The sequence below is a fragment of the Pedobacter sp. 22163 genome, assembly GCF_052045595.1.
In the GTDB taxonomy this organism is placed as follows: domain Bacteria; phylum Bacteroidota; class Bacteroidia; order Sphingobacteriales; family Sphingobacteriaceae; genus Pedobacter.
In genome coordinates, this window is record NZ_JBQEPM010000011.1 from 103,345 (window position 1) to 118,948 (window position 15,604).

Annotated in this window: 11 protein-coding genes and 1 pseudogene; all 12 read left to right on the top strand. The window is 38.6% G+C overall.

The annotated features are described in order from the left end of the window. The first annotated feature begins 150 nt into the window (after positions 1-150). Positions 151-1,158 (top strand): sensor histidine kinase, encoded by a 1,008-nt coding sequence (locus ACTJKN_RS23880; RefSeq protein ID WP_440828201.1) that lies wholly within the window; start codon positions 151-153, stop codon positions 1,156-1,158. A 78-nt stretch (positions 1,159-1,236) separates the two neighbouring features. Next, on the top strand, positions 1,237-1,971 hold the full coding sequence (locus ACTJKN_RS23885) for a LytR/AlgR family response regulator transcription factor (protein ID WP_440828202.1): 735 nt from the start codon (positions 1,237-1,239) through the stop codon (positions 1,969-1,971). A 387-nt stretch (positions 1,972-2,358) separates the two neighbouring features. After that, complete coding sequence (locus ACTJKN_RS23890; RefSeq protein ID WP_029277032.1) at positions 2,359-2,826, top strand: nucleoside triphosphate pyrophosphohydrolase family protein; 468 nt, start codon at positions 2,359-2,361, stop codon at positions 2,824-2,826. 18 nt (positions 2,827-2,844) lie between these two features. Next, positions 2,845-3,702, top strand: coding sequence for an alpha/beta hydrolase (locus tag ACTJKN_RS23895; protein ID WP_440828203.1), 858 nt, complete (start codon positions 2,845-2,847; stop codon positions 3,700-3,702). Between the two features lie 296 nt (positions 3,703-3,998). Continuing rightward, on the top strand, positions 3,999-5,093 hold the full coding sequence (gene rhaT / locus ACTJKN_RS23900; RefSeq protein WP_131030897.1) for an L-rhamnose/proton symporter RhaT: 1,095 nt from the start codon (positions 3,999-4,001) through the stop codon (positions 5,091-5,093). Between the two features lie 28 nt (positions 5,094-5,121). Then, positions 5,122-7,242, top strand: a complete 2,121-nt coding sequence (locus tag ACTJKN_RS23905) for a bifunctional aldolase/short-chain dehydrogenase (RefSeq protein ID WP_440828204.1) — start codon at positions 5,122-5,124, stop codon at positions 7,240-7,242. A gap of 233 nt (positions 7,243-7,475) precedes the next feature. Then, positions 7,476-8,756, top strand: a complete 1,281-nt coding sequence (locus tag ACTJKN_RS23910) for a sugar isomerase (RefSeq protein ID WP_440828205.1) — start codon at positions 7,476-7,478, stop codon at positions 8,754-8,756. A gap of 15 nt (positions 8,757-8,771) precedes the next feature. Then, positions 8,772-10,157: an FGGY-family carbohydrate kinase gene (locus tag ACTJKN_RS23915; RefSeq protein WP_440828206.1), complete on the top strand. Its 1,386-nt coding sequence runs from the start codon at positions 8,772-8,774 to the stop codon at positions 10,155-10,157. A 42-nt stretch (positions 10,158-10,199) separates the two neighbouring features. After that, the gene (locus tag ACTJKN_RS23920; RefSeq protein WP_029277046.1) at positions 10,200-11,231 is read left to right on the top strand and encodes a GntR family transcriptional regulator; all 1,032 of its coding nucleotides are present in this window, start codon (positions 10,200-10,202) and stop codon (positions 11,229-11,231) included. 323 nt (positions 11,232-11,554) lie between these two features. After that, a pseudogene (locus ACTJKN_RS23925) lies at positions 11,555-11,833 on the top strand (type II toxin-antitoxin system RelE/ParE family toxin); the annotation flags it as partial. Further along, positions 11,814-12,119, top strand: a complete 306-nt coding sequence (locus ACTJKN_RS23930) for a helix-turn-helix domain-containing protein (RefSeq protein ID WP_440828207.1) — start codon at positions 11,814-11,816, stop codon at positions 12,117-12,119. The pseudogene ACTJKN_RS23925 and the gene ACTJKN_RS23930, both read left to right, overlap by 20 nt. Before the next feature lie 27 nt (positions 12,120-12,146). Beyond that, complete coding sequence (locus ACTJKN_RS23935) at positions 12,147-15,533, top strand: SNF2-related protein (protein ID WP_440828208.1); 3,387 nt, start codon at positions 12,147-12,149, stop codon at positions 15,531-15,533. The last annotated feature ends 71 nt before the right edge of the window (positions 15,534-15,604 follow it).

The window sequence follows — 15,604 nt, forward strand, 5'->3', positions numbered from 1 at the left end:
TTAAATAATCCCAACCCTTTAAAATATTATCCCAATGCTTTTTTGGACAATAAAAGGTGTTGATCCTTAAAATGCATAGGTTGGGATAATTATATGCAGGTTTGGAATAAGAAAATAGGCAGTTAAAAAAGCTTTGCATAGTTTTAGGCCATGAAAACAATAAAAACCATTTCCATCCATATTCTTTGCTGGATACTCGTATTGGGCTATTTTTATGGTGGCTATTTAATTGATGGTACAACTTTTAGCAAGGCCGCTTTGAATATCTCTATGAATTTTATACAAGTGATAGAGTTCTACATCTGTTACTTATGGGTATATCCAAGATTTTTAAAAAAGAATAAAGTACTTCAGTTAATTGGTGGCATTTTGTTTACCATAGGGGTATTTATTGCACTTAGGTATTTAATAGAAGAAGTGCTTTATTTAAAATGGCTTGGTTTTCATAACTACGACGACCGTACAACTGCCTGGGAGTATATCTCAGATAATATTTATTGGAGTATTGGGTTCATTGTAACACCAGCTGCGGTTTATGGTATCGAACAGAGTTTTAAGTCGGAACAGATTAACAGGAAACTTAAGGAAGAAGCGGTAAAGGCTGAACTTTCATTTTTGAAATCGCAGATCAATCCACACTTTCTGTACAATACTTTAAATTATGTTTACTCTTTGGCCATTCCCGTTTCCGATCAACTGGCCAATGCTATTTTGCGGTTATCTGATCTGATGCGTTATACGCTAAATGATAGTCCGGATGGTAAAGTGAGTTTAGAAAAGGAAGTAGAATACCTGGAGAGTTATGTGGCGTTATTTAAGATGCGTTTTGAACCCAAATTTTATGTCGACTTTACAACCGAAGGCATTGCCAATCAAAAAATAGCTTCACTGATCCTGATCCCATTTGTTGAAAATGCCCTTAAACATGGTGTGGTAAATGATGAAGCACAGCCTGTGCGCATTAAACTTAAGGTGCAGAACAAACGCTTAAGTTTCGAGGTGAGCAATAAGATCAGCCATGCGCAGAAAGATCATTCAAGTGGTGTAGGCATGGTAAATATCCATCGTAGGCTGGATCTGATTTATCCCGAAAAACATGAATTGTTGATTTCGAACAATGGCAATACTTATAAAAGCACATTAATTTTAAATCTGTAATTGATAATTTGTATCATTGAAAACTATTCTAATGTTAATTCACGCTAATCGCCAACCCCTAACCGCTAAACCTCAACCATGATCCGTTGCCTTGCTATTGATGATGAATCTTACGCCTCAGATATTATTGCTGCCTTTATCAATAAAACCCCTTTTTTAGCATTGGTTGGAACCACTACAAATGCTTTTGAAGCACTTAACCTGGTTCAGGGAGGTAAAGTTGATCTTGTTTTTTTAGACATACAGATGCCAGAGTTAACCGGGATCCAGTTTTTGAAAATCTGTGGAGGTAAATGCAAGGTAATCCTTACCACAGCCTATCCAGAATATGCTTTAGAAGGCTTTGATCTTGATGTGGTAGATTATTTGCTTAAACCGATTTCATACGAGCGTTTTTATAAAGCAGCTACTAAAGCGCAACACATTTTAATGCCTGTGGCACCCGTTCAGCAAGAAATTGTTGTGCAGCAGGTAACGCAGGGGAACGATTTTATTTTCATTAAAGGTGATACCAAGAACAAGTTTATTAAGGTTAATTATGAAGATATCCTATACATCGAAGGATTGAAAAACTATGTTTCAGTTTATACCGCCACCCAAAGGATTGTGACCTACCAGGCGCTACGTGAGCTGGAAACCGAACTGCCCCAGCCACCATTTTACCGCATTCATAAATCGTATATTATCTCTATCGAAAAAATTAAGATGATAGATGGGAATACCGTTTATATTAACGATCAGGCCATTCCAATTGGCGAAACTTATAAAGAAGAGTTTTTTAAAGTGGTGAGGGAAGGGAAAAAGAATGGTTAACTGTATAAATTGTTTAACTGGTTAATTGTGGAAGGGTAATTGTTAAATTGTTAAATTGTTTGGATTGATCTCCAGTCAACTTCTATGTTAATGTTCTTAATCCCTTAATGGTAAAGTTTTAAGGCTTTATTTTTCTTTGATCATTAAGAAGTTGAGGACATTAAGGCTAAGTTGGTTAATTGGTGAGGGGGTTGATTGTTAAATTGTTTGAATTCATTTTCGGTTAACCAATTAGCTAGTTTTAACAACTCTACAATAAAGCAATTCAACAATCAGTTAACTGATTAACCAGTTTCAACAATTAATCAGCTGTGTTCATAAATTCTCCCTATTATTTCTTCCGATTTTTTTAAGTTTGCTGCATAAAGATTTAAATCAAACATCACCATGCAAGAAACGAATTCGCTAAACCAGGTTGCAGAATTTCATACTACCTTTAAACATCCTATTTTAGAAAGTCCTGTTATTCCTTCAAAACAGAGAGCTAATTTGCGTATTTCGCTTTTAGCCGAAGAGTTGAAAGAACTACAGGAAGCAGTAGAAAATGATGATCTGGTAGAAGTTGCTGATGCCCTTTGCGATCTGCAGTATGTTTTGGCCGGTGCGATCCATGAGTTTGGCTTAGGTGGGAAATTTAAGACTTTATTTGATGAAGTTCACCGTTCTAATATGAGCAAAGCCTGTAAAACGGTAGAAGAGGCTGAACAAACCATTCAGTTTTACTTAAATAAAGACCAAACCGAATCTTATTATAAGGAAATAGACGGACTGTTTCTGGTATTCAGGAAATCTGACGACAAGACTTTAAAATCAATCAACTATTCGCCAGCTGATTTAAAATCACATTTGGTTTAACCCATAAATAAGCTCGAATTGAAAAGGCTAAAACAAATTGTAAACGAGCTAAAATTAACACAGGCGGCGCCTGATGCAGCTTTAATGCGTGAGTTTATTTTCTACTCACCCAAAATGCCATTACGCCTGCATCAGGAACAGCTTATTGCTACCTCGAAACAGTTTAGTCTCAAGGTTTTTGATGCCTATTTTACCAATGCCGATATAAGCATTAACTGCTTTAGCTGGGGAAATGGAAAACGTAAAGTGTTACTTACGCATGGCTGGGCTTCGAAAGCTTTAGATTTTTATGAGCTTATTATTGAACTCCTGAAAATAGATGACCAGGAAATTATTGCTTTTGATGCGCCCGGCAACGGAAGTTCCATATCTGAATTTTCCAACCTGATGTTATATGCCGGTTCAGTAAAATCTATTGCCTTAAACTATGCACAACCTGATGTCCTTATTGGGCATTCGCTTGGCGGCATGGCTAATGTAATTGCTTTGCAGGAGCTGGGTATTACGCCCAATCTGCTTATTAGCATCGCACCATTAATCAGACTGAAAGAAAACTTCGAACAAAGTCTCGATTCGGTGAACATCGGCATCAAGGATCAGGATATCTTTTTCAGCAACTTTGCCAAAGAATTCCCCGTTCCTGTAAGCCACTTTAACCTGACAGAACTGTATCAACTAAGTCCGGATTTACATCATTTTCTGACATTCGATCCAGCCGATCATATTTCGCCATACCCGTTCCTTAAAGAATTTCTGGATAAATATCCGGCAATCAGTTCAAAATCTTTTGAAGATGTAGGACATTACAAAATCCTCAGATCGGTTGAGGTAATTGAAGATATTGCGAAGCTAATTTATGCGCTTCCAACTACATAAACCATCATTGCGAATTGAAGCGTAAGATAGTGGGAGAGGGTGAAGCAATCTTTAAAGCTAAATAAACCAGGTGGAATCTGCGCCTATCTTCTTCGATCTGCGGGAAAACTACACATCATTATTGCCCGCAGATTTCGCTGATCAACGCAGAACTATATCCTCACGTCAACTCCCGACCTCCGTCTCCTGTCTTCCGACTAACCCCATCTGCCAATTTATTGCCCATCCATAACAGTGCATAACAGTTAAAATTACTGTATATTCTATTTTAGAGCAACCAAATATATTAATAGCGCATGCAAGCAATTTTAGGTGTAATTTTTCATTTCTTCGGTGGTTTTGCCTCCGGAAGTTTTTATATTCCATACAAAAAAGTTAAAGGCTGGGCCTGGGAAAGTTACTGGATCGTTGGAGGAATCTTCTCCTGGTTAATCGTTCCGCCACTTGCTGCTTTTTTAACCATCCCGAATTTTACGGCAATTATCACCAGTACCAACGGTAGCATTTTATGGTTAACCTATTTTTTTGGTGTGCTTTGGGGTATTGGAGGTTTAACCTATGGCTTGGGCGTTCGTTATCTGGGCGTATCGTTAGGGAGTAGTATCATTTTAGGACTTTGTATGGTTTTGGGTTCAATTCTGCCATCCATTTACTTCGATTTTTTCCCGCAGGCAGGTAAAGATACGTTTACCATGTTTTTACACACCGATTGGGGGCGTATGGTATTGCTTGGGCTTTTAGTCTGTGTTATTGGTATTGTAATCTGCGGTAAGGCAGGTATGATGAAAGAAAAGGAAATGAAATCTGGTATTACCGATCCGCATGGGATGGAGGTAAAAACAGAATATAAATTTGGTCTCGGCTTATTTGTGGGAATTGTTTCGGGTGTTTTAAGTGCCTGTTTCAATTTTGGTATCGAAGCCGGAAAACCAATGGCTGATGCAGCGAATGCCATCTGGAAAGCAGCAAATCCTGCTGAAACAGGTAATTTCTTATTCCAGAACAACGTTACTTATGTAATTGTGCTTTGGGGTGGTTTAACCACCAATTTTATCTGGTGTATGGTATTAAATGCAAGGAACAAAACATTTGGCGATTATACCAATGCAAAAACGCCGCTGTTAAAAAACTATATTTTTTCTGCCCTGGCAGGTACCACCTGGTTCTTACAGTTCTTTTTCTATGGTATGGGCGAAAGCAAAATGGGTAATGGCGCCAGTTCGTGGATTCTGCACATGGCCTTTATCATTCTCATCGCCAACGTATGGGGATTGGTATTAAAAGAGTGGAAAGGTGTATCAAGAAAAACATTGATTACTGTTTTGGCGGGTATTTTAACCATCATCATTTCGGTACTCATTGTTGGTTATGGTAATTCAATAAAAGGTTAATAAATAAAAATTTAAATAGAATATAAGAATGTCAATCGATACGAAAAGTTATAAACACGTAAGCTATTTGTGGGATGAAGAGGAAGCCGCAAAACTTGCTGGTGATGAAGTTGCCCTCTTAATTTATCGCTCAAATTTATTGGGTGCAGATTTACGCTTAACCAATTATGGAGGTGGAAATACCTCGTGTAAAGTATTGGAAAAAGATCCGCTTACCGGTTTAGAAACCGAAGTAATGTGGGTAAAAGGTTCAGGCGGCGATTTAGGTACCTTAAAGAAAAGTGGCCTTGCAGCATTATATGTTGATCGTTTGCGTAGTCTGAAAAATATTTACCGTGGTGTAGAACACGAAGATGAAATGGTTGAACTGTTTAACCACTGCATTTTCGATTTAAGCTCTAAAGCACCATCAATCGACACCCCTTTGCATGGTTTTCTACCATTTGCACATATCGATCACTTGCATCCAGATGCGGCCATCGCCATTGCTGCGGCTAAAGATGGTAAAAAGATTACTGAAGAATTATTTGGTGGAACGATAGGCTGGGTAGAATGGAAAAAACCTGGTTTCGAACTGGGCTTGCAGTTAAAACAATGTTTAGATGAGAATCAAGGCATCCGCGGTATTATGTTGGGCTCACACGGTTTGTTTACCTGGGGCGATACGGCTTACGAAAGTTACCTGAATACCTTAGAAGTTATCGAAATCTGTTCTGATTACCTTAACCAGAACTATGGTAAAAAAGGTCCGGTTTTTGGCGGGCAAAAGATTGAAAGTGCAGCAGCAGATCAGCGTAAACAACAAGCGGCCGCTTTAGCACCTGTTTTGCGTGGTTTATGTTCTTCTAAACAGCACATGATCGGTCATTTTACCGACGACAGTCGTGTTTTAGAATTCATCAATTCTAACGATCTTGATCGCCTTGCACCAATGGGCACAAGCTGTCCTGATCACTTTTTACGCACTAAAATCAGTCCACTGGTTTTAACTTTAGCCAGCGATGCCGATTTATCGGATGTTAAAGCATTAAAAGAAACATTGGAGCCTGCTTTCGAAGCATATAGAGCAATGTACACGACTTATTACGAAGCCTGTAAACATCCAAACAGTCCTGCCATTCGCGATACCAATCCGGTTGTTATTTTATATCCTGGTATCGGAATGTTTACCTTCTCTAAAGATAAACAAACAGCAAGGGTTGCTGCAGAATTCTATATCAATGCCATTAACGTAATGAAAGGTGCTGAGGCCGTTTCAGAATATACTTCATTACCTCATCAGGAAGCTTTTAATATCGAATATTGGTTGTTGGAAGAAGCGAAATTACAGCGTATGCCTAAACCAAAACCTTTAACCGGTAAAATTGCCTTGATTACGGGCAGTGCCGGCGGAATTGGTAAGGCGATTGCTAAAAAATTCGTTGCAGAAGGTGGCGTTGTGATTTTAAATGATATGAATGCCGAGCGTTTGGAAGAAGCAGGTAAAGAATTTGAAAGTCTGTATGGTAAAGATTCTTACAGCACTGCAATTTTAAATGTTACCAGCGAAGCAGATATTAAACAAGCTTTCGATTCGGCTGCCTTGGCTTTTGGTGGAGTAGATATTATTGTAAACAATGCAGGATTATCGATTTCTAAAACGATTGCTGATCATACAGAGAAGGATTGGGACTTATTATATGATGTTTTGGTAAAAGGCCAGTTTTTTATCACTCAGGCTGCAACAAATACGATGCAAAAGCAGAATATTGGTGGTGATATCATTAATATTGTAAGTAAGAACGCTTTGGTAAGCGGACCGAATAATGCCGGTTATGGCAGTGCAAAAGCTGCCCAGTTACATTTGAGCAGGTTAAATGCTGCAGAATTGGGCGCCGATAATATCCGTGTAAATGTAGTTAACCCTGATGCTGTAATCAGCGATAGTAATATCTGGGCAGGCGGTTGGGCAGAAGGACGTGCAAAAGCTTACGGAATTACCGTTGCAGAACTACCGGCTTATTACGCGAAACGTACTTTGTTAAATCAGATTATATTGCCAGATGATATTGCCAATGCTTGTTTCGCCTTTGTGGGTGGCTTGTTGCACAAATCAACCGGAAATGTTTTAAATGTTGATGGCGGAGTAGCCATGGCATTTGTGAGATAACTTAATCGCCAGCCTGTGTCCTCACAGACCGAAAAGAAGATAAGATAGGTGGTCCGTGGAGACACGGACCACGGCAAAAAAAATCAGTTTTAGTAAGTTGTTTAATTGGTCTGTGCCTGGCACAGACCGAAATGACTTTAATTTTTATAATTGTCCTCGTTTGAAACGAGGATGAGCGAGAATGGCGATTGTATCGCCACAATGATTAACCTAACAAAAAACCAAATATTCTCATGAATATCGAGCAGAACCAAATAGAAAAGCATAACGACTCCCTTTTAACTTCACATCAGCGCAAACTTTCATTTCTAAAAGAAGATTGGGCGCATGTTGATGTAGAAAGCGTAATCCAGAAACTGGTTGATTTTCAGATTGCCATTCCAAGCTGGGCTTTAGGTACAGGTGGAACACGTTTTGGCCGTTTTGCCATTACTGGTGGTGAACCACGTACCATTGAAGAAAAAATAGAAGATGTTGGTTTGCTTCATGCCCTTAACGGTGCAAGTGGTGCAATTTCGCTTCACATCCCTTGGGATATCCCTCAAAATGCAGAAGCCTTAAAAACTTTGGCATCTGGCTATGGTTTAAAATTCGATGCCATGAACTCAAATACCTTTCAAGATCAGAAAGGTTCTGCACATAGCTATAAATTCGGCTCATTGCAAAATGTAAATAAAGACATCCGCAAACAGGCAATTGAACATAATATTGAGGTAATTAAACATGGTATCGCGCTAGGATCTGATGCATTAACCGTTTGGCTAGCCGATGGTTCTTGTTTCCCTGGTCAGCTTAATTTCCGCAAAGCTTTCGAAAATACATTAGAAAGTCTTCAGGAGATTTATTCAGCACTGCCGGAAGATTGGAAAATGTTTGTGGAGTACAAAGCCTTCGAACCTAATTTTTATTCAACTACGGTTGGCGATTGGGGACAATCACTGTTATATGCAAGTAAATTAGGTAAAAAAGCTTATACTTTGGTTGATTTAGGTCACCACTTGCCTAATGCAAACATTGAGCAGATTGTTGCCTTATTGTTAATGGAAGGAAAATTGGGTGGTTTCCACTTCAACGATTCTAAATATGGAGATGATGATTTAACTGCAGGAAGCATTAAACCTTACCAATTGTTCTTAATTTTTAACGAGCTGGTAGAAGGTATGGATGCAAAAGGAATGAACCATGCAAAAGATTTGGGCTGGATGATCGATGCTTCTCACAATGTAAAAGATCCTCTAGAAGATTTATTACAATCAGTGGAAGCCATTATGATTGCCTATGCACAAGCCTTATTGGTTGATAGAAAAGCATTAAACGAAGCGCAGAACAACAACGATGTAGCAAAAGCACAGGAAATTTTGCAGCATACTTTCCGTAGCGATTTAAGGGCTTTAGTAGCCGAAGCCAGATTAAGGGCTGGAGCAGCCTTATCGCCAATCGCTTTATACCGCGGTTTAGAAGTTAGGAATAAGTTAGTTAATCACCGCGGAAATACTGTTGCCACAGGTTTGTAAATAGAGAAATAGAAAATGCCTAAGCCTGTTATTGCCATATTTGATGTTGGGAAAACGAATAAAAAACTGTTTCTGATTGATGAAAACTACAGTATTGTTTACGAACGGTCTGCACGTTTTGTAGAAACAGTAGATGAGGATGGCGAACCATGCGAAAATCTCGAAAGCCTGCGTTCATCAGTTTACGATTCGCTGCATCAGGTTTTGCAGTTAAAAGAGTTCGATGTTAAGGCCATAAACTTTTCTACTTATGGCGCCAGTTTTGTTTATCTAGATGAAAACGGCGATCCCCTAACACCACTTTATAACTATTTAAAAGAATACCCGGAGGAGTTAAAAAAAGCTTTTTATGCAAAATACGGCGGTGAGGAGAAGATTTCGCTAGAAACAGCCTCACCAATTTTGGGCAGCTTAAATTCAGGGATGCAATTGTATCGCCTGAAAAACGAAAAGCCTGAAATATTTAAAAAAGTGAAGTGGGCTTTACACCTGCCTCAATATTTAAGTTATTTAATTACGGGTAAGGCCGTGGCCGATATTACCAGTATAGGCTGCCATACCCAGCTTTGGGATTTCAATAAAAGTGAATACCATAACTGGGTTACTACCGAAAAAATCGATGAGAAATTTGGTGCATTTACCCCTGCAGATTCCAGCCTGAAAACTGATTTCGAAGGAAGCAGCGTGAAGGTTGGTGTAGGTTTGCACGATAGTTCTGCAGCACTGATTCCCTATCTGGCCAATTTTAGTACACCATTTGTACTCATTTCAACAGGAACTTGGTGTATCAGTTTAAACCCTTTCAACCAAGAACCTTTAACTGCGGAAGAACTTAAACAGGATTGCCTGTGTTACATGCACTTTAAAGGCAAAGCGGTAAAGGCTTCGCGTATTTTTGCTGGTTATGAGCATGAAGTACAGCTTAAGCGTATAGCAGAACATTTCGATCGTGCAGCCTATCTGTTTAAACATTTGAAGTTTAACCCTTCAATGATTTTGAAACTGGCCAATAAAATTCCTGAAAACCAACAGGAGCAACAGGGCTTTTCGGCAAGTTCTGCTTTCCCGGAGCGTGATCTGAACCTCTTTCAAACGGCAGAAGAAGCCTATCATCAATTGATTTTTGATCTGATCAAACAGCAGATTTACTCGTTAAAGCTGATTTTAAATGCAGGCGTGAAAAGGATTTTTGTAGATGGTGGTTTCGGTAAAAATGCAATTTATATGCATCTGCTGGCTACTTCTATTCCAGATATTGAAGTTTATGCCTCTTCAGTTTCGCAGGCTACGGCGATAGGAACTGCTTTGGCTATAAATGATGCCTGGAACGAAAATCCGGCACCAACGGATATGATCCAGTTAAAATACTATTCTGCCATACAACGTACACTAGATTTTTAGGAATTTCCTTATATTAGAATTTCCTATATCAATATAACCATTTTGAAACCAGAAGATTTAATCCCCTACATAAACGTCGACGAGTATTCGTCGACGCCAAAATACAAGCAACTAACCAATGCTATTTTGGCCGCAATTGAAAGTGGTAAACTTCTGAAAAATAGTTTATTGCCATCTATTAATGAATTGAGTTTCAGTTTGGAAATGTCGAGGGATACCGCCGAAAAAGGTTACCGCAACCTCCGGAAACTGGGCGTAGTAGACTCTGTTCCAGGAAAGGGTTATTTCATTATCAATACCGATTTCTCGCGTAAACTAAAAGTTTGTCTGCTTTTTAATAAACTCAGTACGCACAAAAAAATTATTTACGATTCGTTTACCAAAACATTGGGCGAGCGTGCTGCGATAGATTTTTATATATACAACAACGATTTCGCACTGTTTAAAAAAATGATTGTTACAAAACGTGATGATTATTCGCACTTTGTAATTATTCCACATTTTTTAGAAGGCGGCGAAAATGCCCACGAAATTATCAATACCATTCCCAAAGAAAAGTTAGTCATTCTTGATAAACTGTTGCCTGGAGTAACGGGCGATTATGCTGCGGCTTATGAAAACTTTGCACAGGATATTTACGCGGCTTTAGAACAGGCTTTAGACCGGCTTTCTCATTACAGGACCTTAAAAATTATCTTCCCAAAAAACAGCTATTTTCCGCACGAAATACTAACTGGTTTTTATCGGTTCTGCCAGCAATATGCTTTTGATCATAAAGTAATCCATAACATTAAAGACGAAGAAATTAATCCTGGGGAGGTGTACATTAACCTGATGGAAGATGATCTGGTGATGCTCATTGAACGTTTAATTGCCCAAAAACTTAAAATCGGGAAAGATGTTGGTGTAATTTCTTATAACGAAACACCTTTAAAAAAGATTATTTTGGATGGGATTACTACCATTTCAACTGATTTTAGCGAATTGGGCGCTCAAGCTGCTGAATTTATTCTCAATGGAAAAACTGAAAAGATAGCAGTGCCTTTTTATTTGAACTTGCGTAAATCGCTGTAGTAAAGAGCAGATTAGTTATTTCGATCGTAGCCGAGAATTCTATTAAATTCGGTCCTTCACCTCTTGTTCTAGACTATTAGGTTAAGCACACCGTGGTTGTCAGTCTGAGGGTAGTCGAAGACTTTTGGAGGTAATAAATTATAATGTGATCTACTATAGCATATCTTTTAGTCGTGAGATGTGCTGTATCATGTTAGTTTGGAATTTGTTATCTAATTAGCTAACTTTGTTTAGCTTAAAATTGGTTAATGAACGAAGAATTTATCAGAGACATTTTATATTTTGAAGCGTACTACTTGGATTTTTAGGAACAGCTTAAACCTAATGTAAAGAAAAAATTCAATTGGACGCTACAATTAATTGCTACACTTGAAAAAGTTCTTGAAAAATATTTTAAGCACATTACAGGTTCTTCGGGGCTTTTTGAAATTAGGGTTGAAGTTGGTTCGGATATTTTTCGGGTATTTAGTTTTTTCGATAAGGGACAACTGATCATTCTTGTAAATGGTTTTCAAAAGAAAACCCAAAAGACACCTAAAAACGAAATTGAGCTGGCTGAAAAACTTAAAAAGAAATATTTCGATGGAAAAGACAAAAAATAAATTAACATCATTTGCTGATCAATTAGACAGTGAATATGGTAAACGTGGTACCGAAGACAGAGAAATTTACGAACAAGAATTTGAAAGTTTTAAACTTGGGGCTATGCTTCAAGAACTTCGTAAAGAAAAGGGGATGACGCAAGAACAACTTGCCGAAAAATGTGGCACAACGAAAACTTACATTTCAAGAATCGAAAATAATGCGAGTGACATTAGGTTGTCAACTTTAATGAGAATTATTAAGGTTGGGCTTGGCGGACATTTAAATCTAAACGTAAGTTTATAAAAGATAAAACCTCCTATTTTAGTTTAAATGAGTGAACAGGTAACCGCGCATCCAGTATCAGAACAAAATCCTTACGATTATATCTTAAAAGATTTTAACCTGAAAAATCTGAGCCAGATTGTTATCCTCAAACATTTAAGTGGACTCATTCATACTGATGTAAAGGGTTTTTACCAGCTGTTTCCGGAGCAGATTGAAATCGATTTTGCAGCCTTTAGCGATGAAGCCTCTGGATTACCCTTCCCAATTGTTCAGGTACAGCAGCACTCAGACTCCGTAAAACTTTCTTGTCGTTGCGCTACACCGAAGCATAAATTGTGTGAGCATCAGGCAAGGGTTTTATACAATATTCTTCAGCGCCAGGATCTGCTTATTTTCTTTGATAGTAACCTGCGGAAGCAAAAGCTTTTAAAAATAGCAATTGACTATGGTTTAGAAAAAGAAGAAAACCTCGATCTTCTTTTTAACCTGAGCTACGAAAATGGTCAGGTTGAAATCAAGCCAAAAATGGATGCCCTCCAGCCATTCAATAAAGAAGCACAGCAAAATTTACAGGAACTTTTACTCCCGGCAAATAAAGCTAAAACAAAAGTTCAGACTAAAAACGATCAGGGTAAAATGATCCTGGTTTTTGGGCAACACCGCTATTACAACAATTTAACGGTAGAATTATTTGAAGCCGAAACCACTAAAAGCGGCAAGGTTAAAAACCCGATAAAAGGAATAAATCCCGCTGATTTATTGTTTAAAACAAATGATAACGATCAGGTAAAGTTTTATAGCGGCATTACCACTTTTCAACAGAATTACAATAGTGATCAAAGCGAGGCGGAGATCGAAGCCTTAAAAGCGATCGTTAAAAACCCTGAACAGATCCCTTTTTACCTGCAGGATAGTAAGCAATCTGTCGCTATTCAAGCGTCGACCATTAGAGCAGTTGATGTTCATTTATTAGAAGTAGACCTGCGTCTTTCGGTAAACCAACGTGATGATTATTACGAAATTACCGGGCGGCTGATCATTGAGGGGAAATCTTACGAGCTGGACAACCTGGTATTGGTGCACCAGTATTTTGTTAAACTTAAAGATCAGCTATACTTAATTGGCAGACTCGATTTTCTACGCGTAATCGGGTTTTTCAAAAAGCAGAGCAACAGATTAATTCTGCACAAAACAAAATATCCTGAGTTTCAAAAAGTCATTTTGGTGCCTTTAGAGGGAAGTATCCATGTCGATTATTCTTATTTAAAACCAGCTACCAAAAGCCAGATCGAAGAAAAAGGTTTTGATCTTGAAAACGAGCAACTGATCTACCTGTCAGAATCTGAAGATTATATTCTCCTTACACCTGTAATGCGTTATGGGAACCTGGAAATTCCTGTATTGTCTAAAAAACAGATCCAGGCGCAGGATAAACTGGGCAACCTTTTTACCTTACATCGTGACGAAAAGGCTGAGCTTCAGTTTATTGGAAACGTATTGAAACAGCATCCTTATTTCTACGATCAGGAAAGCAACGATTCTTTTTACCTGCACCGCAAACGCTTCCTGGAAGAAGCCTGGTTTCTCGAAGCTTTTGAAGTATGGAGGAACAAAGGCATTCATATTTTAGGCTTCAACCAACTTAAAAACAATAAACTGAGCGAATTTCAGGCTAAAATTAATATCGAGGTTTTAAGCGGAACAGATTGGTTTGAAACCAAGGTAAAATTAAAGTTTGGCAAGCAACAGGTTGCGCTGAAGCATCTACATAAATCGATCAGGAACAAAAGTAAATTTGTAACGCTTGATGATGGAACACAAGGCATACTGCCGCATGAGTGGATCGAAAAATTTGCTGCTTATTTTAGCGCAGGTGAAGTAACCGAAAATACCATTCTTACGCCAAAAATTAAGTTTGCTTCTATAAACGAGCTTTATGAAGATGCTTTGTTAGACGGTGATGTAAAGAACGAATTGAAACTTTACACACAAAAGTTTGAAGGGACTGATTCAATTCAAGAGGTAGAGGTACCGAAAGGTTTAACAGCAACGTTACGCCATTACCAGAAAGACGGCCTAAACTGGCTCAACTTTTTGGATGATTTTAACTTTGGTTCTTGCTTGGCCGATGATATGGGATTGGGTAAAACCATTCAGGTTTTGGCTTTCATTTTATCACAGCGCGAAAAAGTAAAACACAACACAAATCTGGTGGTGGTTCCGGCTTCGTTAATATTTAATTGGAAAGCCGAAGTAGAGAAGTTTGCACCATCCATAAAGGTAAAAACCATTTATGCTGGCGAACGGACCAAAACAACTGACACTTTCGATGATTATGAAATCATTTTAACCTCTTACGGAACGCTGCTTTCTGATATCCGTTTCTTAAAGGATTATCGCTTTAACTATATCTTTTTGGATGAATCGCAGCTGATCAAAAACCCAGATTCGCAACGTTATAAAGCGGTTCGGATGTTGCAATCGAGGAATAAAGTAACCATGACGGGAACGCCCATAGAGAACAATACCTTTGATTTGTATGGGCAGCTATCATTCGCTTGTCCAGGTTTGTTTGGCAGTAAACAGCAGTTTGCCGATTTATATTCTACCCCAATCGATCAGTTTAAAGATAGCAGAAGGGCAGAGGAACTCCAGAAAAAAATAAGGCCGTTTATTCTGCGCAGAACAAAAGAACAGGTGGCGAAAGAACTTCCCGATAAAACCGAAATTGTACTGTATTGCGAAATGGGGGCAGAGCAGCGCGAAGTGTACGAAGCGAACAAAAAGGAAATCCAGGATTTTATTCTGGGTAAACAGGAAGATGAGTTACCTAAAAGTTCGATGCACGTGCTGAAGAGTATTACCACCCTTAGGCAGATTTGCAATTCGGCCGCATTATTGGCAGATGGGAAATCTTATTTACAGGCCTCATCAAAAATTGATGTGCTGATGGAGCAGATTGAGAGCAAAGCTGGAAAACATAAAATACTGGTTTTTTCTCAGTTTGTAACCATGCTTGATCTGATTAAAAAGCAATTGGAAAACCGCGGCATTAAATACGAATACCTTACCGGGCAAACACGTAAAAGAGCCGAAGTAGTTACCTCATTTCAACAAAACGCCGATATTCCGGTTTTCCTCATCAGTTTAAAGGCTGGTGGTACTGGACTGAACCTTACTGAAGCTGATTATGTTTACCTCGTAGACCCTTGGTGGAACCCTGCTGTAGAAAACCAGGCCATAGATCGGGCATACCGGATCGGCCAGCATAAAAATGTAATGGCTGTGCGTTTAATCTGCCCTGATACCATTGAAGAGAAAATTATGAAACTTCAGGCCACAAAAAAAGATCTGGTTAAGGATCTAATCCAGACTGACGGAAGTTTATTCAAGAATTTAACTAAGAAAGAATTATTGGGGTTGTTGAGTTAAATTAATCCATGTTGTAAACAAAGAGATCAATGTGGATTTCAAAAATCGGTCGTCATTCCCACGCAGGTGGG